Here is a 25,989-nt window from a genome sequence, read left to right as displayed (position 1 = left end):
TGGGCATCGCTCACCGGATGACCGGGCGTGGGCGGCTGAGAGACGCGCCGTGCTCCCGCCTGGATGAGCGCGGAGCGTTCGGTGCCTCGATACTATTTCGATACCTGCGACGGCGATGACGCGATTTCGGACGACGAAGGCATCGACTTGCCGGACGCGGAGTCCGCACGCCGCGCCGCGATAGGCGTCCTCCCCGACATGGCGCGCGACAAGCTCCCGGACGGTGACCGGCGCATCTTCGCGGTCAGCGTGCGCGACGCGGACGGATCGGTCGTCTACTCCGCCACGCTCGCCCTGACCGGCGAATGGCAGGTCCAGAGCGCGGGTTCGTAGGCCGGATCGGCCGGAACGCCGGATGGGCGCAACCATCCACCGCACGGATGCGAGCTTGGCGGACGCTCACGCCTCGACGACGCGGAGCGCTCGTCCGTTCGCCTGCTCACGAAGCCTGGCCGGCGCGCATCGCGTCCGGTTCCGCCCGTTCGCCTTGGCCTCGTACAGCGCCGCGTCGGCCCGGCCGTAGAGGTCGTGCACTTGGTGGATGCCCGAGGCCAAGCCGATGCTGACCGTCACGGTACCCGGCTCGATGCCGGCCGAGCCGACCGCCAGCCCGGACACCTGGGCGTGCACCTCATCGGCGACCCGCAGGGCGCCGGCCTCGTCGGTGCCGGGTAGGATCAGCGCGAACTCCTCGCCGCCGACCCGGCAGGCGAGATCACCGGGTCGGTGCACGCTCGCGGACAGGCAGGCGGCGAGACCCTTGAGCACCTCGTCGCCGACCGCGTGGCCGTAGCGGTCGTTGAAACGCTTGAAGTGGTCGGCATCGACGACGAGCAGCGACAACGGATTGCCGGTGCGACGTGCGTCCGCGCCGGCATCTGCCAGGGCAGCCTCGAACCGGCGCCGGTTCGCCAACCCGGTCAGGGGATCGGTCCGAGAGAGCCGGGCCATCTCGGCATGCATCTCCGCGCGTCGCCGGAGCTCCCGCCCGAACAACAGCGACAGGGCGACAGTCAGGCCGCATAGGACCAGCACGACCGTGGCGATGACGAGCGCCTTCGCCCGCCATTCCGCCTCGATCTCGCGCGTCGACCGGGCGACGTTGAGGACGAGCGGCAGGTCGCCGACCTCGGTGAAGGCGTAGTGCCGCTCGATGCCGTCGCGGACCGACGTGCCGACGAACGTGCCGCCGCGCTCCCGCACGAACCGCTCGAAGTTCGGGGTGCCGGCGAGGTTCGTGCCGATGTCCGCGTCGGCGTAGGGATGGCGCACGATGCGCGTGCCGTCGCGCAGGTAGAGATTGATCGCGCCGTCGCGCCCGAGGCCGATTTGGTCGAAGAGGCGTGCGAAGTAGGACAGCTTCAGGCTGCCCAGAACCACCCCGCCGAACGAGCCGTCCGGCTTGTCGATGCGGCGGCTCAGCACGACAATGGGCGCGCCGAGCAGGCGCGAAACGACCGGCTTGCTGATGAGGAGCCCGAGATGGGCATGGGCTTTGTGAGCCTGGAAGTAGTCGCGGTCGGCGTTGTTGACCTTCCGGGCCGGCAGCGAGGAGGCGTCGAGGATGCTATCGCCGTTCTCGTCGAGAACCAGCATGACGCCGAGGTCCTTGGCGCTGGCGGCGCGGTCGAACAGGATCATCTGGCGCGCCCGCGGGCTCGCCGCCGCGGTCTCAGGGGCGCGCAGGTTATCGACCACCGCTTGCAGGGACAGGTCGATGATCTCGACGTTGCGGGCGATGTCGCGCTCGATCACCTGGAGCAGGTTCTGGGATGTCTGCTCGGCATTCCGCCAAGCGTCACGGCGCAGATCGAGCAGCATCAGGCCGGACACGACCAGCATGCCAGCGGGCGCAAGCACGCCGAGCACCCCCAACACAACCCAGGTGCGGCCAGACCGGAGGACATGCGACAGGCTGCGCAGCAGGATCATCAGCCCGCTCCCTCCATTAGTTCTATCCTTGAGGGACTTCTACCGCTTTCAAACCTTAGGAATGGCTCCCGGACGCGTCGTCACTGGGCATTGAACATGGTCGTGGCTAACGCCCGGTTGAGAGCATGGCCTAAGATCCGATGGGCTGGGCGTAGGCGCACCCGAGGCGAGGCCGATGTCACCCGGGAACCCTGTCGGTCTCCGGGTGAGGTCTCAAGAGTCCCGCTTCGGTCGAAGGGCGACGATGTTTCCCGTCTCGACAGAGTGATTGGCCCCAATCACCTCGGCGACCTTGAGGGCGAGCTGCTCGCGCTTGAACGGCTTGCCGATCAGGTGAACGCCATCGTCGAGCCGGCCGTGATGGACGATGGAATTCTCGGTGTAGCCGGACATGAAGAGCACCCTCACCTCCGGCCGGACCGCCTGGACGCGTTCCGACAATTCACGGCCCCTGACCTTCCCGGGCAGCACCACGTCGGTCAGCAGCAGGTCGACGGCCGCGGCGTTCGCCCCGAAGACGCGCAGGGCCTCCTCGCCGTCGGCAGCGTCCAGCACGCGGTAGCCGAGGTCGGCGAGGATCGCACAGGCGATCTCGCGCACCGCCGCCTCGTCCTCGACCACCAGGATGGTGGCCGAGCCGCGAGGAAGCTCGACCGGCGCCGCAGTCCGTCCACCGACCGCGGCGAGCTGGCCGATTGCCCGGGGCAGGTAGATCTTCACCGTCGTGCCATGACCAGGCTCCGAGTAGATCTTCACATGGCCGCCGGACTGCTTGACGAAGCCGAACACCATCGCGAGGCCGAGCCCGGTGCCCTTGCCGTCGGGCTTGGTCGTGAAGAACGGCTCGAATACCCGGGCGGCGACCTCCGGCGTCATGCCGTGGCCGGTGTCGGACACCGCCACCATGGCGTAGTCGCCCGGAACCACCTCGGCGTGGTGGCGGGCGTATTCGCGGTCCAGAACCTTGTTGCCGAGCTCGATGGTGAGGCGTCCGCCGCCCGGCATGGCGTCGCGTGCGTTCAGCGCAAGGTTGAGCACCGCGCTCTCAAGCTGCGCCGGATCGGCCATGGCCGGCCACAGCCCGGCGCTCTCGACGTAACGCACCTCGATGTGCTCGCCGAGCGTCCGCCGGAGCAGCGGCACGAGGTCCGGCATCGTCGCGGCGAGATCGATGGCGGCCGGTGCCAGGGGCTGCTTGCGCGCGAAGGCGAGAAGCTGGCCCGTGAGCGTCGCGCCGCGCTGGGCGGCCCATGCGGCGCGCTCGATGCGGGTCTGCAGCTTGGCGTCGCCGTCGAGCTTCGCCCGGACGAACTCCAGGTTCCCGAGGATGACCTGCAGGAGGTTGTTGAAGTCGTGCGCGATGCCGCCGGTGAGTTGCCCGATGGCCTGCATCTTCTGCGCCTCGCGCAGCACCCCCTCGGCCTGGGCGCGTTTGGTCATGTCGGAGATGGTCAGGACGAACCCACCATCCGGCATCGGCGTGCGGCGCAGCTCCAGGTGATGGCCGTCGGCGCGGGAGCGCTCGTACACGACCGCCTCGCGCGGGCCGGTGCCGCCATGGCTGACCTGGTCCCAGGTCTCCAGCACCGGCCGCCCTGTCTCCGCCGTGTGCTCGGCGAGGGCGGCGTACGACGTGCCCGGCCGGATCATGGCCCTGCGCAGGTCGAGCAGCACCTGGAAGCATTCGTTCCAGTTCGTCAGTGCCCGGTCCGGACCGAACACCGCGACGCCCTGGCTGAGGCTGTCCAGTGTCGTGCTCAAGCGCAATGCCAGGGTGCGCTGCTCGGCCTCGGTCCGGTAGGACCGCGACCAGGCCTGGTTGAGGAGGCGGGCCGCCCAGAGCAGCGCCAGGACGGCGAGGAGCGAGCCACCCAGGGTCGTCCAGCGCACCCAGGCGGCGCGGGCGTCGTTCTCGCCCAGGCGTCGGGCGAGCAGCGCCTCCTCATCGGCCAGCATGGCCGCGAGCGAGGTCTCGGCCTCCTTCATGTAACCGCGGCCGACGTCCGTGTTGACTAGGCGCCCGGCGGCCTCGACGCCGACGTCGCGGCGCAGCTGCACCGTTTGCGCGAGCTCCTCCAGCTTGTGCTGGATCACCGGGGCAAGGGCGCGCAGGCGCTCCTGCTGGGCGGGGTTGTCGGCGGTGAGCTTCTGGAGCTCGCCCTGGAGCACCCCGAGGCGGTCACGGGCGGAGTCGTAAGGGGCGAGGTAGTCGTCCTTGCCGGTGATGACGTAGCCGCGCTGCCCGGTCTCGGCATCACGCAACGCGATTGCGAGATCCTTCATCGTTCCCAGAACGCGGTAGCTGTGCTGAGACCATTCCCGGGCCTCGCGCGAGGCGTTGAGGCGCTCCCAGGTCACAATCCCGACCAGGGCGAGGATGGCGAGCAGCACCCCGAAGACGAGGAGGTTCGCGCGCGCGACGATGCGCTTCGACATGGATCTGGGTCCGCCGCCCGCGCCGTAGCCCGGGGTGGGCCGCGCCGCCGCGGAGCTTGCTCGAACGCCAAGGACTTGGAGTCGCGTGCGCGCTTGCAGGTACTGTCTAGCACGATGGCCGACGATTGCGTGCGTTTTGCGGAAGCGTCGCCGTTGCGACCGGACTAGATCCTCGTCTCCCCCGTTCCCGCCGGGATGACGTTTCGCAACTATGGGACCAGGGAGTCCAGGGGCCTCAGGCGCTCTCGCCACCTAGCACGAGCCGCAACGACCGGGCGAGCTCGTCGCGGCGGTAGGGCTTGTTCAGCACCGGTAATACGCCGCGCCCGATCACCTGCCCCTCGTCGAGGTTCGCCACGTAGCCCGAAGTGAGCAGGACCTTGATGCCGGGCCGCAGGCTCTGCGCCTCGACGGCCAGTTGCGAGCCGTTCATGCCCCCCGGCATCACCACGTCGGAGAACAGGATGTCGATGCGCTCAACGCCCCGGAGATGCTCCAGGGCCTCGGCGGCGTTGCGGGCGACGATGACCCGGTAGCGCAGCTCCTCCAGGCTTTCCACAGCCATGCCGAGCACCTGCTCGTCGTCCTCAACAAGCAAAACCGTCTCGCCCTCGCCGGCGCGGCGCAGGGGGATCGAACTCGCCGCACCGACAGCGGCCTCCTCGTCAGCCGGGTCGGTCGAGCGCGGGAAGTACAGGCTGACCGTCGTGCCCTGGCCGACCTCCGACTCGATCTGCGCGAACCCCCCAGCGCTGCGGGTGAAGCCGTAGACCTGGCTCAAGCCGAGCCCGGTCCCCCTGCCGACCTCCTTCGTGGTGAAGAACGGCTCGAACACCCGCTGGAGCTTATCCGGCGGGATTCCGGTGCCGGTATCCGACACAGAGATGACGACGTAGGCCCCGGGCGCCACCCCCCTATCGGCGACTGCGGCGGTCCCGAGGTGGACGTTGCGGCTCGTCACGGCGATGCGCGCATGGCGATCCTGGCCTTCCATCGCGTCCCGTGCGTTCACGACGAGGTTCAGCACCGCTGCCTCGAACTGCGCCGGGTCGATCCGGATCGGGTCGAGCGCAGGGTCGAGATCGAAGGTGAGCTCCACCGTCCCCGTCGCCGCCCGCTCGGCCAAGGGCCGGAAGTCCAGGAGCAGGCGGTTCGGGTTGAGCGTCTGCGGCCGCAGCATCTGCCGGCGGGAGAAGGCGAGGAGCTGCTGGGTCAGTTGCTCGCCGCGCCGGGCCGCGCCCATCGCCGCCTCGGCCAGGCGCTTGACGCGGTCGAGCTGCTCGGGCCGGCGCAGGATCATGTCGAGGCCGCCGACGATGACGGTGAGCAGGTTGTTGAAGTCGTGCGCCACGCCGCCGGTCAACTGTCCGATGGCTTCCATCTTCTGGGCTTGGCGCAGAGCCTCCTCGGTGATGCGCTGGTCGGTGCGGTCCATCAGGATGCCGGCGATGCGCAGCGCCGCACCGGCTTCGTCGCGCTTGACCTGCCCGCGCATGGCAACCCAGCGGACGGTCCCATCCGCGCGCCGGACGCGGCATTCCAGGTCGAGCCTGCCCGTCTCGGCGACCGCGGCGAAGGCCGCCTCGACGGCATCGCGGTCCTCGTCGACGACGTGGGCGAGGAAGCTGTCCCGGTCCCAGCCGGGTGCGCCCGCTTCGTAGCCGAAGATGGCGTCGAAGCGGGGCGAGCGGCGGGACGTGCCCGTGACGTAGTCCACGTCCCAGGACGCCATGCCGGCGGCATCGAGGGCGAAGGCCAGCGTCTCTCGCGCGGTTTCCACTTCCTGCGTCCGCTCGACGACGCGCCGCTCCAAGTCCTCATTGGCGTCCCGGAGCTGCTCCTGCGCGCGCTCGCGCTCCAGCAGGTGCTCGCGAGCCTGGTACTGGCGACGCCGGGCCCTCAGGGCCGAGGCCGCCGCGCTGGCCAGCGTCTCGGCGTTCACCGGGCGCTCCAGCAGGATCACGTTGCCGAGCCTTCCGAGCAGGTTCGCCGCGCGCTCGGGCCGGCGACCCACCTGGCGGGTGGCGAGGACGATGAAGGGGAAGTCCGACCAGGGCGGCTGCGCGTCGAGCCAGGCGAACAGGTCGTCCGGCCGTCCGTCGGCGAGCGCCTCCTCCGTGACCAGCGCGGCACCCGCGCCGGCCTGGAGGCAGGCGAGCCAACCCACCATGTCCGGGCAGGCCTCGGCGCGCGTGCCCGCCCGGTCCAGCACCTGCCCCACGACCTGGGCGTCGCGCCCGCGGGGCGACAGGATCAGGACGCGTTCCTCGTCCGCGACGGGGACGCTCACGCCTTGCCGCCTTCGGACGCGCCTGACAGCATCGCGACCCGCCCGTGATAGGCCGGCAAGCCCGTGAGCACGCCCTCGAAGTCGTCGAGCGCCTCGCCGACCTGCAACCCACCCTGGGACAGTTTCAGCTCGCGGATGGTGCGCTCGTGCGCGTTCACCCGGCTCTTCACCACTGATAGGGCGGTGCGGACCTGGCCCTTCGCCTCGAAGAACCGGAACAGCAGGATGCAGTCGCTGAGATAGCTCAGGTCGACGTCGCTGCGCACGTCGCCGACGATGCCGTGCTGGCCCAGTACCAGGAGCGTGGTGACGCCTTGCTGGTTCAGGTAACTCAGGAGCTCGTGCATCTGCAGGATGAGGTACTCCTCGCCCGGCATGGCATGCAGGTAGGCGTTCAGGCTGTCGACTCCCACGAAGGTCGAGCCACGCTCCTCCACCGCAGCCCGGACCTTCGAGGCGAACTCCCCTGGAGAGAGCTCGGCGGGATCGACCTGCGTGACGGTCAGCCGCCCGGCCGCGATGTGCGGGGCCAGATCCATACCGAGCGTCGCGGCCCGGACCAGCATGGTCGCGAGCCCCTCGTCGAACAGGTAGTAGGTCGCCGTCTCGCCGCGCTCCAGGGCCGCCAGCATGCAACGGATCGCGGTCGTCGTCTTGCCGACGCCGGAGGGTCCGAGCAGCAGCGTGTTGGTGCCCGGCACGAGCCCTCCGCCCAGCAGCAGGTCGAGCTCGGCCGAACCGGTCGACGTGCCCCGGGGATCGAAGCTGGCGTGGTGCTCGGCCGCGATCAGGCGCGGGAACGCCTGGATGCCGCCGGTCTCCAGCACGAAGTCGTGGTAACCGCCGCGGAACTTGATGCCGCGCATCTTGACGATGCGGAGCCGCCGCCGCTCGGCGCCGTACTCGCGCGGTGCCTGGTCCAGCGACACCACCCCGTGAGCGATGCTGTGGAGTTGCACGTCCCCCGTCTCGGAGGTCTTGTCGTCGAGCATCAGCACGGTGCAGGCGCGCTTGGCGAAGAAGCGCTTGAGGGCCAGGATCTGGCGCCTGTACCGCAGCGGGTTCTGGGCCAGCAGGCGGAGTTCCGAGAGGCTGTCGAACACGACCCGGTCGGGCTTCGTCCGGTCGACCAGCGCGATGACCTCCTTCACCGTCTCCCCCAGTTCGATATCGGAGGGGTGCAGGATCGACTGCTCGCTGTCGGGGTCCAGGCCCATCTCGTCGACCAGCTCGAACACCTCGATGCCGTCGAGCGTCCAACCATGGGTCGCCGCGGAGGCGCGGAGCTCGTCCGCGGTCTCCGACAGGGTGATGTAAAGGGTGCGTTCGCCCCGGGCAACGCCCTCACGCAGGAACTGCAGCGCGAGCGTCGTCTTGCCCGTCCCCGGCGTGCCCTCCAGCAGGTAGAGCCGGCTCGGCGTCAGACCGCCGCCGAGGACGTCGTCGAGGCCCGGCACGCCGGTCGAGATCCTGATCTCTCCACCAGGCGGCGGGCTGGTCGATGTGTCGCTCATCATGTCGGTCGGGCTCCGTGGCGACGGGCGGATCCCGGCGGGCTGACACCGTAGCGCTCGGCCAAGCCCTTGTCAGCGCTCGCTGCGCCGCATGGTGGGGATCCCCTGGAACGTAACGCGTGGCGGGTTGCGTCACCCGTTACGCGGCCCGCGCGAAGTCGTCCTTCGGAACGGGGCAGACACTCCGGGCATTGGGAACCATCCCGGAGGAGGCGACGATGACCGAGAAGAAGGGCCGCGGCAGCGACACGGCCAAGAAGGCGAACGCGAAGGCGAGCCACGAGGGCAAGTCGAACCCGCGCACATCCTCGTCGGCCCAGGCCGAGCTCGGCAAGAAGGGCGGCAAGTCGAAGTAGGCCACCTCGCCAGAGGGCCCATCCGCCGCAGGCCGCCCTAGGAACGGCGGTACCCATCCCACGTTGGCCGGCGAACCCGACACCAACGAGGAGCTACGACGGCATGGCCAACATGGACATCGGTACGATCTACGCAGGCGCGCTTCGCAATACGCGCGCCCTGGAGAAGCAGGGCCTGGAGCAGATGGAGCGCCAGCTTTCCGGCCTGGAACGCTACCCCGACTACGCCGCCGTCCTGCGCCGCCATGTCGAGACCACGAAGGGGCAGATCGACCGCCTCGACAAGGCGCTGGCAGCCGTCGGCGAGAGCGCCTCGACCCTCAAGGAGACGGTGACCAGCGTTGCCGGCTCCATCGGTGCCGCGGTGCACGCCACCGCCCAGGACGAGACCCTGAAGAACCTCTACGCGGGCTACGCCTACCAGTATGACCAGGTCGCGGCCTACCGCTCGCTCGCCGTCATCGCCGAACGCGCCGGCAAGTCCGACCAGGCTTCAGCATTCCGGGCATCCGCCGAGGAGGAGGTCAAGGCGGCGGAGGAGATCGCCGCCCTGATCGAGCGGGTGACCCAGACCTACCTCGACCTGACACTCGGCGGCTCCAAGGCCGATAGCTGACCTCGACCCTAAGGCGGCCCCGAGCGGGGTCGCCCAACACCCGAGCGGAGGCGAAAAATGGCCGGGACGGACGACCACGAGACGACCTACAAGGCGTTCAAGGAGGTCGTGAACATGACGGCTGCGGCCCTGGAGAAGCACCTCAAGAGCAAGGACAGCCAGTCGGTCGGGCAGAGGAAGGACGGCGGCGAGGCGACGGGCCATGTGGAGGGGCGGCGCATCGTCGAGATGCTTCACAAGAACAAGTCCGAGTTGTCGGAAGACGATTACGGGCACATGCGCAAGGTCGTCGGCTACGTGCACCGCCACCTCAAGCAGGGCGGCCCGAAGGACAAGGACGCGGTGAAGGACTCGCCCTGGCGGCTGTCGCTGATGAACTGGGGCCACGACCCGCTGAAGGAAGCCTGAGGCATGGACGACCCGACGCCGGTGGCCGTCACCGTCGAGGCCTGCGGCGAGAGCCACGGTCAGTATCGTTGGCACCTGACCGACGCGGACGGCGTGTCCATCCGCGTCTCCCCGGAAGCTTATGCTTCCGCCGAGGATGCCTCCGACGCCGGGCGAACGGCCCTGGAAGCGTTCGGGTCGGTTGCCCAGGCTTGAACGACAGGAACGAAGTTGCGACGGCGCGCCGCAGCAAAGCTTCAGGGCCTTGCGTGTGGATCCATATACCGGTCGCGCGCCATTAAATCGATCTACACCGACATGGCCCAACATGGGGATTCGAACGTCCCCGGGGCCGCCTCATGCTCACCGTCGTCGGATGCCTTGTCGAGGCCCATGATTTCCGCCTCGTCGCGCTCGCGGCGGCCATCTGCGCGCTCTCGGCCCTGACAACGGTTTGCCTAATCAGCCACGCGAGCCGGGCGAGGGCTTGGGCGCAGGCCGGCTGGCTCGCCGTGGCGGCAACCGCCGGCGGCTCCGGCATCTGGGCGACCCATTTCATCGCCATGCTGGCCTTCGCACCGGGCGTGCCGAGCGGCTACGACGTCGCGCTCACCGGCATTTCCCTCGTCATCGCCGTCGCGCTGGCTGGGTCCGGGCTCTCGCTCGCGGTGCTGGTGGGAGGGCGCACGGCCGCCTGGGCCGGGGGCGCCATCCTCGGCTTCGGCATCGCCGCGATGCACTACACCGGCATGGCCGCCTACGACGTCGCCGGGCACAAGACCTGGGACCCGGCCACCGTCGCCGTCTCGCTCGCGCTCGGCGGCATCCTGGGCGGCGCGGCGCTGGTGGCACAGGTAGGGGCCCGCGGCCTCGTCCGGCAATTGCCGGCGGCCCTGCTGCTGCTGCTGGCCATCTGCAGCCATCACTTCACCGCCATGGGCGCCGTCACCATAACGCCCGACCCGACGCTCGCCGTTTCCGAGGCGGCGGTCCCGAACGCATGGCTTGCCGTCGCGGTCGCGCTCGCGAGCTTCGCCATCCTGCTCCTGGCGGCCGCCGCCCTGACCCTCGACGTGCGCGACCGAGGTCACGCGCAAGTGGAGGCCGACCGCCTGCGCAGCCTCGCCAACGCAGCGGTCGAAGGGCTCGTCGTCTGCACCGGCGACACCATCGTCAGCGCGAACCGGGCCTTCGCTAAGCTCGTCGGCCTGCCGCAGGCCGCGCTCGCGGGCACGGCGCTGTCGGCGCACCTGCCCGGCGACACCGCCCGCCTCGCCCTGGCGAGCCATCCGGAGCGGCCGGTCGAGGCCGAGCTCCGGCTGGCCGACGGTGCCCTGGTGCCGGTCGAGATCATCATGCAATCGGTCGAGTATGGCGGGCGCCCGCACTTCGCCGTCGCCGTGCGCGACCTGCGGGCCCGCCGCCAGGCCGAGAGCCAGATCCAGTTCCTTGCCCACCACGACGCGCTCACGGGGCTGGCCAACCGCGCCAGCTTCGCCAAGCGCATCGACCAGGAGCTGCGCGCCGCGGACGCGAGCGGGCGCAAGCTCGCGGTGCTGTGCCTCGACCTCGACCGCTTCAAGGAGGTCAACGACTTGTTCGGCCACGCCGCCGGCGACGCCATGCTGGAGAGCGTCGCCCGCATCGTCTCAGCCGAGCTCGACGACACGCAGATGATGGCCCGCCTCGGCGGCGACGAGTTCGCCGTCCTGATGCCGTGCGCGGGGCCATCCGAGGCCGGCCGCCTCGCCGAGCGCATCCTGGAGGCGCTTCGCGCCGGCAGGACGGACGGTGGCGGGCCACAGATCGCGACCAGCATCGGCATCGCCCTCTATCCGGACGATGCACAGGAGCGGGCCGCTCTCCTGAGCTACGCCGACACCGCTCTCTACCGCGCCAAGTCGGAAGGGCGTGGCACCTACCGCTTCTTCGAGGCGAAGATGGGCGTCGAGGTGCGCGAGCGCCGCCTGCTGGAGCATGACCTGCGCCACGCCGTGGCTCGCGGGGAGATGCAGCTCGTCTACCAGCCCCAGACCGACGTCGGCACGGGCGAGGTCATCGGCTTCGAGGCGCTGCTGCGCTGGAAGCACCCCGAGCGCGGCTATGTCTCGCCAGCGGTGTTCATCCCCATCGCCGAGGAGAGCGACGCCATCCTGCAGATCGGCGAGTGGGTTCTGCGCGAGGCCTGCCGCGAGGCCGCGACCTGGCCGCAACCGCTCGCCGTCGCGGTCAACGTCTCGGCGGTGCAGATCCACAGCCCCCACCTCGTCGGCCTGGTACACGAGGTGTTGCTCAAGACCGGGCTTGCGCCATACCGGCTTGAGGTCGAAGTGACCGAGACGGCGCTGATCAGCGACCCGAACCGGGCGCTGCTGACCCTTCGGCAGTTGAAGGCGCTGGGCCTCCGCATCGCCATGGACGATTTCGGCACGGGCTACTCGTCCCTTTCGAACCTGCGCTCGTTCCCGTTCGACAAGATCAAGATCGACGGCTCGTTCGTGCGCTCGGTCGACAGCAACGAGCAGACGGCGGCCATCGTGCGCTCGGTCCTTGGCCTGGGCCGCGGCCTCGGGCTTCCGGTCCTAGCCGAGGGCGTCGAGACGGAGGCGGAGCTCGGCTTCCTTGTGGCCGAGCGATGCCACGAGGCACAGGGCTACCTGATGGGACGGCCGTCGCCCATCGGCGAGTTCGCCCAATACACGCATGGCACGATTCCGCTCATCGCCGACGCCCGAAAACGCGCCTGAGCATACCGGCGAGGGGCAAGCGTCAACCTCGCTCGCGTAAGGAGAGGGATCTCAGGGTCGGTTCGGGCAGCAGGCGGGCCTGGGGAAGCGGAAACACGACATCCCCCACGATCCCCCACGCGCGCCCCGCACCTGAGGAACGCCGCGTCGGACCCGGCCAGGGCCATGCCCTGCGGCAGCGCCGCGTCGGCGTCGGCCGGCATGACCCTGTCGCAGGCGGCGCCCGGCGCGAGCCGGCTCAGGATGTCGAGGTAGATCTCACCGGAGGAGCGGCCGACGCTCCCGGGCACGAGGGATCGAATCCTCGAACGGGATGGGTTCACGGGCGCAAGGTTCCCTCGGTGTCCGCATGGCAGGCCGATCCATCACCGCAGGTCGTCGGTCCCCACGGCAGAGCGGGCGGCCGCGATGACGCCCAACGTCTCGCGCCAGGCGCCGGACCTCCTGGCCTCGACCTCGAAGGACTGGGACCTCCGGAACGGCGCGACCTGCAAGTCCAATATGGCCGACGACGGTCGGAAGGCCGTCATTTCGTCCAACTGCCGTATGTAGGGGCGGCCCACCTCAATCCTCTCCAGGCGACCCCGTTCACCCGGTTCGTCTCGATGCCCTCCGCCATGGGACGTGCCAACATCAACCTCGGTCGCGCCCGGATGTTTTGCCCCGGGCGAGCGGCGTCATGCTCGGGATGGCTACGGCTTCAGGACTGGCCTTCCGCCACGCCGAGCCCTCCCGTCACCACGCCCCGGACGCATTCAGTACGCAAGCGGACCGCCGGTCATCCTGGCCCTGCGGGACGAAGGAGCGCATCCCCGGCCGCCACCTGCCGTTGCAACCGGGTCTCTGGTCGGCGGTTCTGCAAACGTGTGCCTGGACGCGGCTTCGCGCGAGGTTTTTCGAGCCGGTTCACGACGGCTGATCCTGGAGGGGCGGGGTGGCCGTGCGAGACGGGTTGAAGCTGGGTACGGTCGACCTCAGGCTGCTGCAGGCGGCCGTCGAGGCGACCGGGGAAGCCATCTTGATCACCTCGGGCGACCTCGACGAGCCAGGCCCGCGCATCGAGTACGCCAACCCGGCCTTCACCCGCATGACCGGCTATGCGGCCGACGAGGTCGTGGGGCGCTCACCCCGCTTCCTACAGGGTCCCGGCACCGACCGGTCCGTCCTGGACGGACTGCGCGCCTCGCTTGAGGCCGGCGAGACGGCCCAGGGCGAGGCGCTTAACTACCGCAAGGACGGATCGGCCTACATGGTCGAGTGGCTGATCACGCCGGTGTGCGACGCCGGCGGTCAAGTCACGAACTGGGTCTCGGCGCAGCGCGACGTCACCGGGCGGCGCGCCGGCGAGGACCGCCAGGCGCTGCTGGTGCGCGAGCTCCACCACCGGGTGAAGAACACGCTGGCGACGGTGCAGGCGGTGCTGAACGCGACGATGCGCTCCTCGCTCTCGGCCACCGAGTTCACCCGCGCCCTGTCGGGCCGGATCTCCTCCCTGGCCCGGACGCACGCGCTGATCACCGAGAATCTCGACTAGGCCGCCTCGTTCGAGGGGTTGCTGAGGGCCGAACTCGACCCCTACGACGAGCGCGGGCGCCTGACCCTGGACGGGCCGAGGGTCGTCCTGCCGTCCGAACTCGCCGTGCCCGTGGGCATGGCCCTGCACGAGTTGACCACCAACGCCCTGCGGCACGGGTCGCTCGCGGACCCGAACGGCAGGCTTCAGGTGACCTGGCGCATCGAGGACCGGGGCTCCGGCCGAGGCTTGCGCTGGGACTGGGCCGAGCACGACGGCCCACCGGCCATGCATCCCACCCGCGAGGGCTTCGGCCACCGCCTCCTCAACAAGATCCTGGCCGCGCAGACGGGCGCCGAGGTCGACGTCGCCTTTGCCCCGGACGGGTTGCAGGTCTCCGTCCGCATGCCGTTGCCCGCACTGGCGGAAGGAGGATCAGGGACGGATGACCAAGGCACCTAGGACACCCGCTCGGGCAATGGCGCCTCAAACGTGAACACGACGCCGCCCGGTCGGTACTCGATCCTGGCCCGGCCTCCGAGTTCCATCGCGAGCGCCCGCTCGATCATGCGCGAACCGAAGCCGTTCCGCGCCGGCTTCGCGACGGGTGGGCCTCCGAGCTCCTCCCAACGCAGCCACAGGTGGGCCAGATGCCGCCCTTCGTCGAGGCCCCAATCCAGGACCACGCGGCCCGCGTCGTTCGATAGCGCACCGTACTTCACGGCGTTCGTCGCCAACTCGTGCAGCGCCAGCACGAAAGCGAGGCTGGCGCGCGGCGACAGCCACACCTGCGGGCCGGCGACGGTGAAGCGCCTGGCCGACCCGCTCCGGAACGGCTGCAGGGCGCGCTCGACGATTTCGCCGAGGGTCGCCCCTTCCCAGCTCTCGCGGGTCAGCGCGTCATGGGCCGCCGCCAGGGATGCCAGGCGCGCGTCGAGCGTCTTGCGCGCCTCGTCCAGGCTTGCCGCGTTACGCAGCGTCTGGTGGGCGATGGATTGCATCGTCGCCATCGAGTTCTTGACCCGGTGGGTGAGCTCGCCCGCCAGCAACTGGCGCTGCTCCTCGACGCGCCTGCGCTCCGTGACGTCGATGGACACTCCGGCCATGCTCACCGGGCTGCCGTTCGCGTCGTAGAACGTCTGCCCGCGGACGTGCACCCAGCGCTCCTCGCCCGACGGCGTGCGCACCCGATACTCGATGTCGTAATCCCCGTGCCCGGCGATGGACTCCCGCACCGCCTCCTCCATCCGCTCCCGGTCGTCGGGTACGACGGCGGCCAGCAGGTCATCGTAGCCGAACGGATCGGCGACGTTCCGGCCGAAGTTCTCCTTGCAGATGTCGGAGGCCTCAAGCCGCCGGTCGGCGAGGTCGAGGGTCCAAGAGCCGATCCGCCCGGCCTTGAGGGCGAACCGCATCCGCTCCTCGGTGCGGGCGAGCTCGACCTTGCGGCGCGCCACCTCCCGCCCGCGGACCGCAAGGTCGTCCTGGAGACGCACCAGCTTGTCCCGCTCCAGCGTGACGTCAAATTGCGAGGCGAAGAAGTGGGTCAGCACGCCGGCTCGGTCGAACACCGGCGAGACCAGCAGCCGGTTCCAGAAGACCTCGCCGGACTTCTTGTGGTTGAGCAGTTCGAGCTCGATGGGCTCGCGCCGCTCGATAGCGTCCCGTATGCGGGCGACGTCGTACCGGTTGGTCTCCGGACCTTGGAGGAACCGGCAGTTCCGGCCGAGGATCTCCTCGTTCGCGTAGCCGGTGAGTTTCGTGAAGGCGGCGTTGGCGAACACGATGGGGTTGTCGGGCCGGTTCGGGTCCGTGACGATCATCGGCATCCGCGTCGCGCGTACCGCAGCGGCGAACGGATCGGAGCTAGCGTCCGAGCGCGTCAGTTCGGCCGTGATGCAGTCGTGTTCCCGGAAGTCGGTCAAGACATCGTCGCCTGACGTGGCGCCACCTCGGGCCCGCCGTTCGGCGTGACCGTAGCACAGGCGAGCCCTGGGGCGGAGAGCCCCGACGTGATCGCGCACGTCATGCACAAGGCTGGCTTCGCCCGGCCGCAAACGGGCGCTTGCTGGCCTTCCGACCCTGCGCGCCCCGGCACCGGCCTCGGGGACGGCCGGGCCAGGGAGGCGGACCTGCCCTTCGGCTCGCCATGGACGGTCCCCGTCCGTCAGGCGCCGGAAACCTGGACGGCCACGGTTGGTTGTAAGTCATGCCCGGGTTGGGGCCGGCTTGGCACCCAGGACGCGCCTGGCGCCGAGGTTCGGGAGCGGTGGACGTGCGAGATCGGAACGCGACGCAACGGGTTCCGACGGATGCCGGTCTCCTGCTCGCCGCGGTCGAGGCCAGCGGGGAAGCCGTCCTCATCACCTCCGCCGAGCTCGAAGAACCCGGTCCGCGCATCGAGTACGTGAACCCGGCCTTCACCCGCATGACCGGCTACAAGGCGGAAGAGTGCGTATTCCGACGAAGCCGGCCGGGGATTCCGATTTGAAGCCGGCCGTCATTCCGAGGCGAAGCCGGCCACCGTTCCGATCTGAAGCCGGCCGGTGGCGGAGGCGCTCCCGCGGGTCTGGGTGGAAGATCACGAGGTTGGTTCAGGCGGTCAAGCGGCTTGCTCGGCCGCCTTTCGTTTGCGCAGGCTCTCGCCGGCGAGCTCGATCCGGTGCGCGTTGTGAAGCAGCCGGTCGAGGACGGCATCGGCGAGCGTCGGAATGCCGATGATCTCGTACCAGCGGTCGACCGGTACCTGGCTGGTGATCAGGGTCGCGCCAGTGTCGTAGCGATCCTCGATGATCTCGAGGAGGTCCCGCGCCTGCTCGGGTAGGAGCGGTTCGGGGCCCCAGTCGTCGAGGATCAGCAGGTTCACACGGGCGATCTGGCGCAGCAGCCTGCCGTATCGGCCATCGCCGCGGGCGAGGCTCAAGGCCGCAAACAGGCGCGGGACCCGATAGTACAGAACCGAGAGGTCGTCCCGGCAAGCCTTGTGTCCCAGCGCGCAGGCCAGCCAACTCTTTCCGACGCCGCAGGGGCCGGTGATGACGAGGTTGCGCCGGGTCCGGATCCAGTCGCCGGTGGCGAGCTTGAGGAACAGCGCGCGGTCGAGGCCACGATGGCTGCGGTAGTCGACATCCTCGATGCTGGCAGGGTGGCGCAGGCGGGCGGCCCGTGCGCGGGTCTCGAAGCGCTTCTGCCGGCGGGCGGTGGCCTCGTGTTCGAGCAGGAGCCCGAGCCACTCGGCGTGCGAGAGCGCGCCGGCTTCCGGGTTGGCGTCGAGCGCTCTGTAGCCAGAGGCCATGCCGGTCAGGCCGAGTTCGCGCAGGAGATCGAGGGTGGGATGAGTGAGCATCGTCGTCTCCGTCAGTGGAAGTAGCGCGGGCCGCGCAGGTTGGGGTGGAGCAGGACGGGAGCGGCCTCGGCAGACGGCGCGGTGCGGTCGAGGCCCAGGCTGAGGATCGAGGCGATGCTCTTGTAGGTGAGTGCGCCGATGGCGACCGCGCGGGCCGAGGCGGCCTCCGCCCGGCCGGGGTCGAGCCCGCGATAGAGGCGCAGGATGCCTAAGCAGGTACGGAAGCCCTGCTCTGGATGCGGACGGTCGTGGAGGATGGCGACGACGAGCCCCTCGGTCTCCGGGCCGATACCGCGTGCCCAGCGCCGGAAGCGCTCGGGGCTCCACTCGGCGTAGCGCCGATGCGCGCTCGGCATGTGCTCGGGATCGGTGCCGTGTCGCCGGCCGGCATAACGGCGCTCATGGGCGGCGACGCGCTGACCGCGGTGGAACACCTCGATGGTGCGCGCCGTGATGCGGAGGTCGACCTGCTCGCGGATCAGGGCGTGGGGCACCGAGTACAGGAAGCCGGCCGCCTCGACGTGGTAGTCGAGGTTGACCCGGGCCAGCCGCCATTCGGAGAAGGCGTAGTCCTCCGCCGGCAGGGGACGGAGCGCCGCTCGCTCGATCGCCTCGAACAGGGCGCGTCGGGTCGTGCCGAGCCTGCGCATCGGGTGGGCATTGATACGCTCGACCATCGTGGCGATGGCGGCGTTGCATTCGGCGAGCGAGAAGAACGTCTGTCGCCGAAGCCGCCCCAGGATGTAGGTTTGGGCCAAGCGCACGCCGGCCTCGACCTTGGCCTTGTCGCGGGGCTTGCGTGGCCGGGCCGGCAGGATGCCGACGCCGTAATGGTCGGCCATCATCCCATAGGAGCGGTTGATCTCTGGATCGTAGAACGAGGCTTTGTGAACGGCGCTCTTGAGGTTGTCGGGCACGACGAGGCGGGGGACGCCGCCGAGGAAGCGGAACAGGCGGACATGCGCGCCGATCCAGTCGGGCAGCGTCTGGGTCCAGGTCGCCTCGGCGTAGGTCAGGCTCGACGCGCCCAGCACCGCCACGAAGATCTCGGCCTCGCGCACGATGCCAGTGGTGGGATCGACGATCTCGATCTTCTTGCCGGAGTAATCGACGAAGACCTTGTCGCCGGCGGCATGGTGCTGGCGCATCACCGGGGTGAGCCGGCGCTCGAACTCCCTGTAGAGATCGCAGAACCGGGAGTAGCCGTAGCCGTCTGGATGGGTCTCCCGGTACTCCTCCCAGAGCACGGTCAGGTTGACCCCGGACCGGCGCATCTCCCGGATGACGCAGGGCCAGTCCGGCTCGGGCAGGCGGCGCATGCCCTGCTTCACGCCGGCCCGGGCGAACAGGCGCTGCTCCAGCACCGCGTCCGTGACCTCGGCGTCGAGCGGCCAGGTCAGGCCGGCGGCGGTGGCTCGGCCGAGGTTGTCCTGCACGGTCGAGCGGGCGATGCCCAGCGTTCGCCCGATCTCACGCGCGCTCACCCCGTCGTGGGCGAGCCGCAGCATCTGTTTGATCTGTCGCATGGTCAGCTCTCTCCTGGCCGGCATCCCATCCTCCTCGTGGTCGAGGACTGGGATGCCGCGGTTGCTGACCCGCGGGGATGCGCCATAGCCGATGCCGGCTACCGAGTGGCCGGCTTCATCTCGGAATGGTGGCCGACATCAAATCGGAACGTTGGCCGGCTTCGCGTCGGAATGGGTGGCCGGCTTCCGTCGGAATCCGCAGAAGAGGTCCTGGGCTAGAACCCCCGCCTCCTCCAAGGCTCGGGGACGGGCCGCGCCGTCCTCGACCGGATGCGCGCGGCGCTTGCGGCCGGCGAGCCGTTCCAGGGCGAGGCCGTAAACTACCGCAAGGACGGCTCGACCTACACGGTCGAATGGCTGATGACGCCCGTGCGCGACCCCGACGGGCGGATCGCCCACTGGGTCTCGGCGCAGCGCGACGTCACCGAACGGCACGCGGCGGAGGAAAACCAGGGCCTGCTCGTCCGCGAACTCCATCACCGCGTCAGGAACACCCTCGCGACCGTCCAGGCGGTGCTCAACGCGAGCCTGCGCTCGTCGATGGGGCTGGCGGACTTCCGGCAGGTGTTCGCCGGCCGCATCGCCTCATTGGCCAAGACCCACACCCTGATCACCGACGCGCGGACGCAGACCGTGTCGTTCGAGGGACTGCTCCGGACGGAGCTTGAGGCTTACCTGGAGCCGGGCCGCTCGCGCGTGTCGCTGCAGGGCCCCCCGGTTCCGCTCGCGTCCGAACTGGCGGTCCCGGTCGGGATGGCGCTGCACGAGTTGACCATCAACGCCATCCGGCACGGCGCGCTTGCCGACCCGGACGGTCGCCTGGAGGTGACCTGGACGATCGACGAGAGCCCCGCCGGACCGGTCCTGCGCTGGACCTGGGACGAGCATGACGGGCCGCCCGTGGCGCTGCCGAGCCGGGAGGGGTTCGGCATGGAATTGCTCGACGGGTTGCTGACGTACCGTCTCAAGGCGAAGGTCGACGTCGCCTTCGACCCGGACGGCCTCAGGGTGAGCGCCGCCGTCCCGCTGCCGCGCGTGCGGTGAGGGAAGCGCGGCGGCCGTCGGAACGTCGCCAGGCGCAAGTGGCGGACTTCGGCATCCTGGCCCACCCCACACCGGTCTCCCCTCGCCTCAGCCGCTCCCTCCCTATCGACCATGAGGACGCTCCCATGCCTGCGTCCGGGCACCACGGGCGACGGTGTCGCGGAGAACAACACGCGAGGGCCACCTGTGCTAGGTGTGTGGCATGCCCGCCCGACGCGACCGCCCCACTGCCTTGACCGCCCCCGTCGCCGCCCGCAACGGCAGCCCATCGGCCAAGCGGATGCACACCCGCACGGGCGAGCCGACGCGCACGGCCGTGCGAACGTTCCGCCTTCGTGCGGAGGCACCCGGGCAGCCCGGCTCGACGGTTCGGCCGTCACGACGCCGGGACCGAGCCTGAACCGATGACCACGAGGGCTTCGCTGTTCGCGGCAGGCGGCTCCATGGGCGCGCTGATGGGCGGCCACGACTGGGCGACCACCTCGCTCGGGCCGCCGCGGCACTGGCCGCAATCGCTCGTGACCCTGATGCGTGTCATGCTCAACTCGCGCCAGCCGATGTTCATCGCCTGGGGGTCCGACCGCACGCTGGTCTACAACGACTCCTACGCGCCCATGCTGGGCGCACGGCATCCCGCGGCCCTGGGCCGCCCGTTCTTCGAGACCTGGCCGGAGGTCCGCGACGAAGTCGGCGCGCTGATGGACCGCGTGTTCGCGGGCGAGCCCGTGCACATGGACGACCTGCAACTCACGCTGCACCGGAACGGTTACCCGGAGGAGGCCCACTTCTCCTTCTCCTACACGCCGGTGCCTGGGGACGATGGCCGGACCGTCGGCCTGTTCTGCGCCTGCACGGAGACGACCCGGCAGGTCCTGACCGAGCGCGAGGCCGCGTCCGAGCGGCAGCGGCAGCAGGCGTTGCTCCAGCAGATGCCCGGGTTCGTCGCCGTCCTGGGCGGCCGGAAGCATGTCTTCGAGTACGTCAACGACGCCTACATCGCCGTCGCAGGCCAGCGGGACTACATCGGTCGACCAGTCCAGGATGTGTTCCCGGAGTTGCGCGACCAAGGCTTCTTCGAGCTGCTCGACCGGGTCTATGCGACCGGCGAGGCCTTCGCGGCTCGGACCGTCCCGATCCGCTTCGTCGAGGATGACGACCGGTACCTCGACTTCCTATACCAGCCCATCCGCGATGAAGCGGGGACGGTCACCGGCATCTTCGTGGGCGGTTACGAGGTCACCGAGGAGGTGCGCTCGCGGGCCGCACTCGCCGAGAGCGAAAGCCGTTACCGCACCCTGTTCGAGACCATCGACGTCGGGTTCTGCATCATCGCGATGAAGTTCGACGAGACGAACCGGGCCGTCGACTATCGCATCACCGAGGCCAATCCGGCCTTCGAGCGGCAGACCGGCGCGAACGTGACCGGGCGCTGGGTCAGCGAGTTCGCACCGAACCTTGAGCCCCAATGGCTGGAGACATACGGACGCGTCGCGCTGACCGGCCAGCCCGCGCACCTTGAGAGCTGGGCCGAGGTGTTCGGGCGTTGGTTCGACGTGCGCGCGCTGCGCGTGGGCGACCCCGCGGCCCACCGGGTCGCCGTCTTCTTCACCGACATCTCCGAACGCAAGCGCATGGAGGAGGCGCTGCGCGTCCTGAACGCCAGGCTTGAGCAACAGGTCTCCGAGCGCACGGCTGAGCGCGACCTCCTCGCCACCATCGTCGAGCGCACCGACGTGATGGTGATGGCGGCGGACCTCGACTACACCATCCTGGCCATCAACAAGGCCAACGCGGACGAGTTCGAGCGCATCTACGGCGTCCGGCCCAGGGTCGGCGACAACATGCTCGACCTGCTCGCCGACCAGCCAGAGCACCAGGCCCAGGTCCGTGCCGGTTGGGGCCGTGGCCTGGCCGGGGAGGAGGTCACGATCATCGAGGATTACGGCGATCCCGACCGTGTCCGTCCGTACTACGAGATCAGCTTCCGGACCCTGCGCAACGAACGGGGCGAGCGCATCGGCTGCTACCAGTTCGTGACGGACGTCACAGAGAGGTTGCGCGACCAGGCCGAGCTCGCGCAGGCGCAGGAGGCGCTGCGCCAGTCCCAGAAGCTGGAGGCGGTCGGGCAGTTGACCGGGGGCGTGGCGCACGACTTCAACAACCTGCTGACCATCATCCGTTCCTCGGTGGACTTCCTTCGAAGGCCCGACCTACCGGAGGAACGCAAGGGCCGCTACCTCGACGCGGTCTCCGAAACCGTCGAACGGGCCGCCAAGCTGACCGGCCAGCTCCTGGCCTTCGCGCGGCGGCAGGCGCTCAAGCCCGAGGTGTTCGACGTGGGCCAGCGGGTGCGCGGCATCGCCGACATGCTCGATACGGTCACCGGCGCCAGGGTTCGCGTCCTCACCGAGGTGCCGGACGAGCCCTGCTTCATCAGGGCCGACCTGAGCCAGTTCGAGACCGCGTTGGTGAACATGGCCGTCAATGCCAGGGACGCCATGGACGGTGAGGGTACGCTGACCCTGCGCCTCGTGCGCGGCGCGGCCCTGCCCGCCATCCGCGGTCACGCCGGCTCGGACCAAGCGTTCGCGGCCGTATCGCTGACCGATACGGGCCTGGGAATCCCACCGGAGCGGCTCGGTCAGATCTTCGAGCCGTTCTTCACGACCAAGGAGGTCGGCAAGGGCACTGGCCTCGGTCTGTCCCAGGTGTTCGGCTTCGCCAAGCAGTCCGGCGGCGACGTCGACGTGCGCAGCACGGTCGGAGAAGGCGCGACGTTCACGCTCTACCTTCCGGAGGTCACGCCGGAGGAGCGGCCGGCGAATGCCTCGCGCCCGGACGACGGAATGGCTCCCCTCGGCGCTGGGCAGTGCGTCCTGGTGGTGGAGGACAACGTCGGGGTCGGCCAGTTCGCCACCCAGATCCTGGAGGACCTTGGCTACAGCACGACCTGGGCGGCCAACGCCGAGGAGGCGCTGGATCGGCTCGGGCGGACCGGCAACGGGTTCGACCTGGTGTTCTCGGACGTGGTCATGCCCGGCATGGGCGGCATGGCCCTTGCCAAGGAGCTGCAGCGTCGGCTGCCCGGCCTGCCGGTGGTGCTGGCCTCGGGCTACAGCCACGTGCTCGCCCAGGAGGGCACGCACGGGTTCGAGCTATTGCACAAGCCGTACTCGGCCGAGCAGTTGGGCCGCATCCTGCACCAGGTCCTCGGGCTCCGGTCCGGGCATCGAACGCGCGTGACCGAGCAACGAACGTCCTGACGCCGCGTTCTGCGCTCATCCCCCGACGGCGGCATCATGGGACCGCGGATCGGTGGAGGGCGGGAAACGGTTGGAACGGTGGCCGGCGAGACGGTGCAGTTCAGCGCGACGCAGCGGGAGGCCGGCGACGGCGCGCCCGGGGCGACGGCGGCCTTCCCGTACGACCGGATGACCATGGAGCGGTTCCGCGCCGCGTTCCTTTCTCAGGATCCACACTGGGACTCCAGAGCCCACGGGACGCCGCGTCGCGTCGTAACCTGCCCTTATGCAAATGGGCCGCCGCAGCAGTGACGGTGAATGTCCGTTATTGGGGAGCGGGCGAGGCCGCCTGAATGACTGGGGTGGGCGCCAAGCCGAATGTCCGGTTCTGCGCGCGATCGAGATCCGGCAGGACTCAGTCTGGCCGAAAGCGGAATGGTTGCTTCCAAGTGGGGGCGCTTAAAAAGCGGACGGCCTTCTCTCGACCCAGCTAAACCGAAAGGTACCGGTCTGCTTCGGTGATGATGGGCGCCTTCCGCGCGGGTGGTGCACTTCATTGGAACGAGAGTTCCTGGCCCGAACCGGTGACCTTGCCGGTATGTACCGTTATGGCCAGACGGACTAGACACGCTATATTAGGAGTCTCTAAATAATCTCGAATGTCTGATTCAGGAGCACCGCGAATGGACGCCGTCACGCCGAACGACCTGATGCGGCTCCAGGACAAGGCCAGCGACGCGGCGCGCCTGCTTCGGCTCCTCGCCAACGAGAAGCGCCTGCTCATTCTTTGCCTGCTTGTCGCCCGCGGCGAGATGGACGTGACGAGCCTCGCCGAGGCGGTCGAGCTCAGTCAGTCGGCGCTCTCGCAGCATCTCGCCAAGCTGCGCGAAGACGGGCTGGTCGCGTACCGCCGCGAGAGCCAGACGCTCCACTACCGGCTCGAGGACCCCCGCGCCGCCCGGGTGCTGGCGACGCTCAAGGACATCTTCTGCCCGGAACTCGGCTGACCGCATCAGGCGCGAAGGATCTCCACCTCAAGCCCCGGGCGATCCGGCCGGTTGCGCAGCCGCAGGCTCAGACCGCTCCTGCGGGACGCCATCTCGGCGATGGCGAGCCCAAGCCCGCTCCCGGTGGCGCTCTTGTGGCGGCCGCGGAAGAAGCGCGTCGTGACGTGCGGCAGTTCCTCGGCGGGGATCCCCGGCCCCTCGTCGCGCACGAGCATGCCCTCCCCATCGGGACGGGCCAGCCATTCCACCGTGCCAGCGTCCATGTGGTGCACGGCGTTCTCGTGCAGGTTGCGGACCGCCAGGCGCAGGCTCTCGGCATCGGCCCGCAGGGTGTAGCCGCGCAGCCCTGGGTCGATCAGGGTTCGGACCCCCGCGGGCATCCGCATGCCATCCACGGTCTCGGCGACCAGCGCCCCTACGTCGACCTCCGCCAGGGTCGGCGACTCCCCGGCGGCGTCGAGCCGGGCCGCGTCGAGCAGTTGCCGGACGAGGCGGGTGGTACGGTCCACGGCCGCCAGGATCTGGCGCAGCGCCGCCTTGGCAACGTCCGGGTCGGTGGTGGCCATGGCGACCTGGGCCTGGGTCTTCAGCCCGGCCAATGGCGTGCGCAGCTCGTGCGCCGCGAAGGCCGTCACCTCTCGTTCGTGCCGGCGCGCAGCCTCGACCTTGAGGAACAGCCCGTTGAGGGCGTCGGCCAACGGCCGGACCTCGGCGGGGGTCCGCCCGGCGTCGATGGCGCTCATGTCGTCGGCGTCACGGCCCGCGAGGTCCCGGGCCATCAAGCGCAAGGGGCGCAGGCCCCGCCCGAGGCTCGCCCAGATCAGCATGCCGAGGAACGGGACGACGAGGAGCGCAGGGGTGACGAGGCCCATGATGAGATCGGTCACGAGGCGCTCACGCAGGCCCAGGCGGTCTCCGACCATGACCCGCACGCCCTTCTCGGCGTCCTCGACCGTGAAGACCCGCCACGTCTCGCCGTCGACCTCGCGCTCGGAGAAGCCGGCCGGCGCGTCGGTCAGGCGCCGCTCCGGGGCTCCGCTCGACCGCGCCACCATGCGCCCGTCGAGCGACCAGATCTGGCAGGACAGCTGCCGCTCGTAGGCCGTCGGCCCCGGGAAGGTGGATGGTGTTCCGTCGGAAGTCGTGCCGCCGACCGCGCCCACCAGGGAGCCGACCATACGCGCGGCCTCCTGCAGTCGGGTGTCGAGGACCTGCTCCACCTCGCGCTTGGAGCCGAGGTAGATCCAGGCGACCGCACTGAGCCAGATCAGCCCGGTCGCGAGGAGCAGGATCGCGAAGAGCCTGACGCGCAGGGATGTCATGCCGACGCCCTCATCCGGTAGCCGAGGCCGCGCACCGTCTCGATGGCATGCTTGCCGATCTTGGCGCGCAGGTTGTGCACGTGGACCTCGACGGCATTGCTCTCGACCTCCTCCTGCCAGCCGTAGAGGCGTTCCTCCAACTCGGCCTTGGAGCGGAGCACGTCCGGGCGTTCCATCAGCGCCGCCAGCACCATGACCTCGCGCCGGGACAGGCCGACCGGCACGCCGTCGACCGTCACGGCGAGGCTGCCGGGATCGAGCCGGATGCCCCCGTGCTCCAGGACGGCGGCGGCCCGCCCCGAGGCCCGGCGGACGACGGCGCGGATGCGGGCCGAGAGTTCGTCGAGGTCGAAGGGCTTGCCGAGATAGTCGTCGGCGCCGCCGTCGAGCCCGGCGATCCGGTCGGCCACCGCGTCGCGAGCGGTGAGCAGGACGACGGGCGTGCGGTCCTTCCGGCCGCGCAGGCCGCGCAGCACGTCGAGGCCGGAGCCATCGGGCAGCATCAGGTCGAGCACGATGGCAGAGAACGCGCTCGTGGCCAGCGCCGCCTCGGCGTCAACGCAGGTCCCGACGCAATCGACCGTCGCCCCGCCGAGGCCGAGCCCCGCCCTGAGCCCGTCCGAGAGGATGGGATCGTCCTCGACGACGAGGATGCGCATGCGTGTCTCCCCTGACCGTCCCGCATCCTCCGGGCCCGGCTTAAGCCTGGCT

21 protein-coding genes and 1 pseudogene are annotated in these 25,989 nt (G+C 69.8%); 13 read left to right on the top strand and 9 right to left on the bottom strand.

The genetic code is table 11. The features are described from left to right. Positions 1 to 63 precede the first annotated feature (63 nt). The gene (locus tag MET9862_RS07540; RefSeq protein ID WP_202130604.1) at positions 64 to 333 is read left to right on the top strand and encodes a DUF6894 family protein; all 270 of its coding nucleotides are present in this window, start codon (positions 64 to 66) and stop codon (positions 331 to 333) included. 66 nt (positions 334 to 399) lie between these two features. Here MET9862_RS07540 and MET9862_RS07535 read toward each other — a convergent pair whose 3' ends face one another. The 4 genes from MET9862_RS07535 to MET9862_RS07520 all read right to left on the bottom strand — a co-directional run bounded on the left by MET9862_RS07535 (position 400) and on the right by MET9862_RS07520 (position 8,172). After that, on the bottom strand, positions 400 to 1,932 hold the full coding sequence (locus MET9862_RS07535; RefSeq protein WP_059407769.1) for a sensor domain-containing diguanylate cyclase: 1,533 nt from the start codon (positions 1,930 to 1,932) through the stop codon (positions 400 to 402). Between the two features lie 213 nt (positions 1,933 to 2,145). After that, on the bottom strand, positions 2,146 to 4,368 hold the full coding sequence (locus MET9862_RS07530; RefSeq protein WP_059407770.1) for a CHASE3 domain-containing protein: 2,223 nt from the start codon (positions 4,366 to 4,368) through the stop codon (positions 2,146 to 2,148). A 235-nt stretch (positions 4,369 to 4,603) separates the two neighbouring features. After that, on the bottom strand, positions 4,604 to 6,658 hold the full coding sequence (locus MET9862_RS07525) for a PAS domain-containing hybrid sensor histidine kinase/response regulator family protein (RefSeq protein WP_059407772.1): 2,055 nt from the start codon (positions 6,656 to 6,658) through the stop codon (positions 4,604 to 4,606). After that, positions 6,655 to 8,172: an ATPase domain-containing protein gene (locus MET9862_RS07520; protein ID WP_059408269.1), complete on the bottom strand. Its 1,518-nt coding sequence runs from the start codon at positions 8,170 to 8,172 to the stop codon at positions 6,655 to 6,657. The genes MET9862_RS07525 and MET9862_RS07520 overlap by 4 nt, the downstream gene beginning before the upstream one ends. Before the next feature lie 218 nt (positions 8,173 to 8,390). Between MET9862_RS07520 and MET9862_RS29225 the strand changes: the two genes are divergently transcribed. The 7 genes from MET9862_RS29225 (at position 8,391) to MET9862_RS29975 (ending at position 14,253) form a co-directional block, all read left to right on the top strand. Next, positions 8,391 to 8,528 carry a hypothetical protein gene (locus MET9862_RS29225; RefSeq protein ID WP_185156782.1) on the top strand — a complete coding sequence of 46 codons (138 nt, stop codon included), beginning with the start codon at positions 8,391 to 8,393 and terminating at the stop codon, positions 8,526 to 8,528. Between the two features lie 103 nt (positions 8,529 to 8,631). Continuing rightward, positions 8,632 to 9,144 carry a DUF892 family protein gene (locus MET9862_RS07515; protein ID WP_059407774.1) on the top strand — a complete coding sequence of 171 codons (513 nt, stop codon included), beginning with the start codon at positions 8,632 to 8,634 and terminating at the stop codon, positions 9,142 to 9,144. A gap of 57 nt (positions 9,145 to 9,201) precedes the next feature. Continuing rightward, entirely contained in the window at positions 9,202 to 9,552 is a 351-nt protein-coding gene (locus MET9862_RS07510; RefSeq protein WP_059407776.1) for a DUF3140 domain-containing protein, read from the top strand. Between the two features lie 3 nt (positions 9,553 to 9,555). Then, positions 9,556 to 9,747 carry a hypothetical protein gene (locus MET9862_RS07505; protein WP_059407778.1) on the top strand — a complete coding sequence of 64 codons (192 nt, stop codon included), beginning with the start codon at positions 9,556 to 9,558 and terminating at the stop codon, positions 9,745 to 9,747. Between the two features lie 143 nt (positions 9,748 to 9,890). Beyond that, positions 9,891 to 12,278, top strand: coding sequence for a sensor domain-containing diguanylate cyclase (locus MET9862_RS07500; RefSeq protein ID WP_059407779.1), 2,388 nt, complete (start codon positions 9,891 to 9,893; stop codon positions 12,276 to 12,278). A gap of 934 nt (positions 12,279 to 13,212) precedes the next feature. Further along, positions 13,213 to 13,812, top strand: a complete 600-nt coding sequence (locus MET9862_RS29980) for a PAS domain-containing protein (RefSeq protein ID WP_244612616.1) — start codon at positions 13,213 to 13,215, stop codon at positions 13,810 to 13,812. Positions 13,813 to 13,830: 18 nt separating this feature from the next. Then, positions 13,831 to 14,253, top strand: coding sequence for a sensor histidine kinase (locus MET9862_RS29975; RefSeq protein ID WP_244612615.1), 423 nt, complete (start codon positions 13,831 to 13,833; stop codon positions 14,251 to 14,253). Here MET9862_RS29975 and MET9862_RS07480 read toward each other — a convergent pair. Then, positions 14,250 to 15,716, bottom strand: coding sequence for an HWE histidine kinase domain-containing protein (locus MET9862_RS07480; protein ID WP_059407784.1), 1,467 nt, complete (start codon positions 15,714 to 15,716; stop codon positions 14,250 to 14,252). The two genes, MET9862_RS29975 and MET9862_RS07480, sit on opposite strands and share 4 nt — an antisense overlap. 350 nt (positions 15,717 to 16,066) lie before the next feature. On the opposite strand from MET9862_RS07480, the gene MET9862_RS07475 reads away from it, so the two are divergent. Next, positions 16,067 to 16,282 carry a PAS domain-containing protein gene (locus MET9862_RS07475; RefSeq protein ID WP_244612614.1) on the top strand — a complete coding sequence of 72 codons (216 nt, stop codon included), beginning with the start codon at positions 16,067 to 16,069 and terminating at the stop codon, positions 16,280 to 16,282. 111 nt (positions 16,283 to 16,393) lie between these two features. Here MET9862_RS07475 and istB read toward each other — a convergent pair whose 3' ends face one another. Together istB and istA are read right to left on the bottom strand one after the other, a co-directional pair. After that, on the bottom strand, positions 16,394 to 17,137 hold the full coding sequence (istB, locus tag MET9862_RS07470; protein WP_012606268.1) for an IS21-like element helper ATPase IstB: 744 nt from the start codon (positions 17,135 to 17,137) through the stop codon (positions 16,394 to 16,396). Positions 17,138 to 17,148: 11 nt separating this feature from the next. Continuing rightward, the gene (gene istA / locus MET9862_RS07465; protein ID WP_012606267.1) at positions 17,149 to 18,687 is read right to left on the bottom strand and encodes an IS21 family transposase; all 1,539 of its coding nucleotides are present in this window, start codon (positions 18,685 to 18,687) and stop codon (positions 17,149 to 17,151) included. Between the two features lie 237 nt (positions 18,688 to 18,924). Here istA and MET9862_RS30420 point away from each other — a divergent pair. The 4 genes and pseudogenes from MET9862_RS30420 to MET9862_RS07445 form a co-directional block, all read left to right on the top strand. Continuing rightward, a pseudogene (locus tag MET9862_RS30420) lies at positions 18,925 to 19,101 on the top strand (PAS domain-containing protein); the annotation flags it as partial. Positions 19,102 to 19,119: 18 nt separating this feature from the next. Continuing rightward, positions 19,120 to 19,707 carry a sensor histidine kinase gene (locus MET9862_RS07460; protein WP_280178955.1) on the top strand — a complete coding sequence of 196 codons (588 nt, stop codon included), beginning with the start codon at positions 19,120 to 19,122 and terminating at the stop codon, positions 19,705 to 19,707. A gap of 404 nt (positions 19,708 to 20,111) precedes the next feature. Next, positions 20,112 to 22,970 carry a PAS domain-containing protein gene (locus tag MET9862_RS07455; RefSeq protein ID WP_059407786.1) on the top strand — a complete coding sequence of 953 codons (2,859 nt, stop codon included), beginning with the start codon at positions 20,112 to 20,114 and terminating at the stop codon, positions 22,968 to 22,970. Between the two features lie 662 nt (positions 22,971 to 23,632). Continuing rightward, positions 23,633 to 23,956, top strand: a complete 324-nt coding sequence (locus MET9862_RS07445) for an ArsR/SmtB family transcription factor (protein WP_059407790.1) — start codon at positions 23,633 to 23,635, stop codon at positions 23,954 to 23,956. Positions 23,957 to 23,961: 5 nt separating this feature from the next. Here the strand turns inward: MET9862_RS07445 and MET9862_RS07440 are convergent, their stop codons facing one another. After that, on the bottom strand, positions 23,962 to 25,278 hold the full coding sequence (locus MET9862_RS07440) for an ATP-binding protein (protein ID WP_059407792.1): 1,317 nt from the start codon (positions 25,276 to 25,278) through the stop codon (positions 23,962 to 23,964). Further along, entirely contained in the window at positions 25,275 to 25,937 is a 663-nt protein-coding gene (locus MET9862_RS07435; protein ID WP_059407793.1) for a response regulator, read from the bottom strand. Before MET9862_RS07435 ends, MET9862_RS07440 begins: the two co-directional genes overlap by 4 nt. Between the last annotated feature and the right edge of the window lie 52 nt (positions 25,938 to 25,989).

The sequence above is a fragment of the Methylobacterium symbioticum genome (genome assembly GCF_902141845.1).
In the GTDB taxonomy this organism is placed as follows: Bacteria; Pseudomonadota; Alphaproteobacteria; order Rhizobiales; family Beijerinckiaceae; genus Methylobacterium; species Methylobacterium symbioticum.
This window is presented reverse-complemented; position numbering and strand designations above follow the sequence as displayed.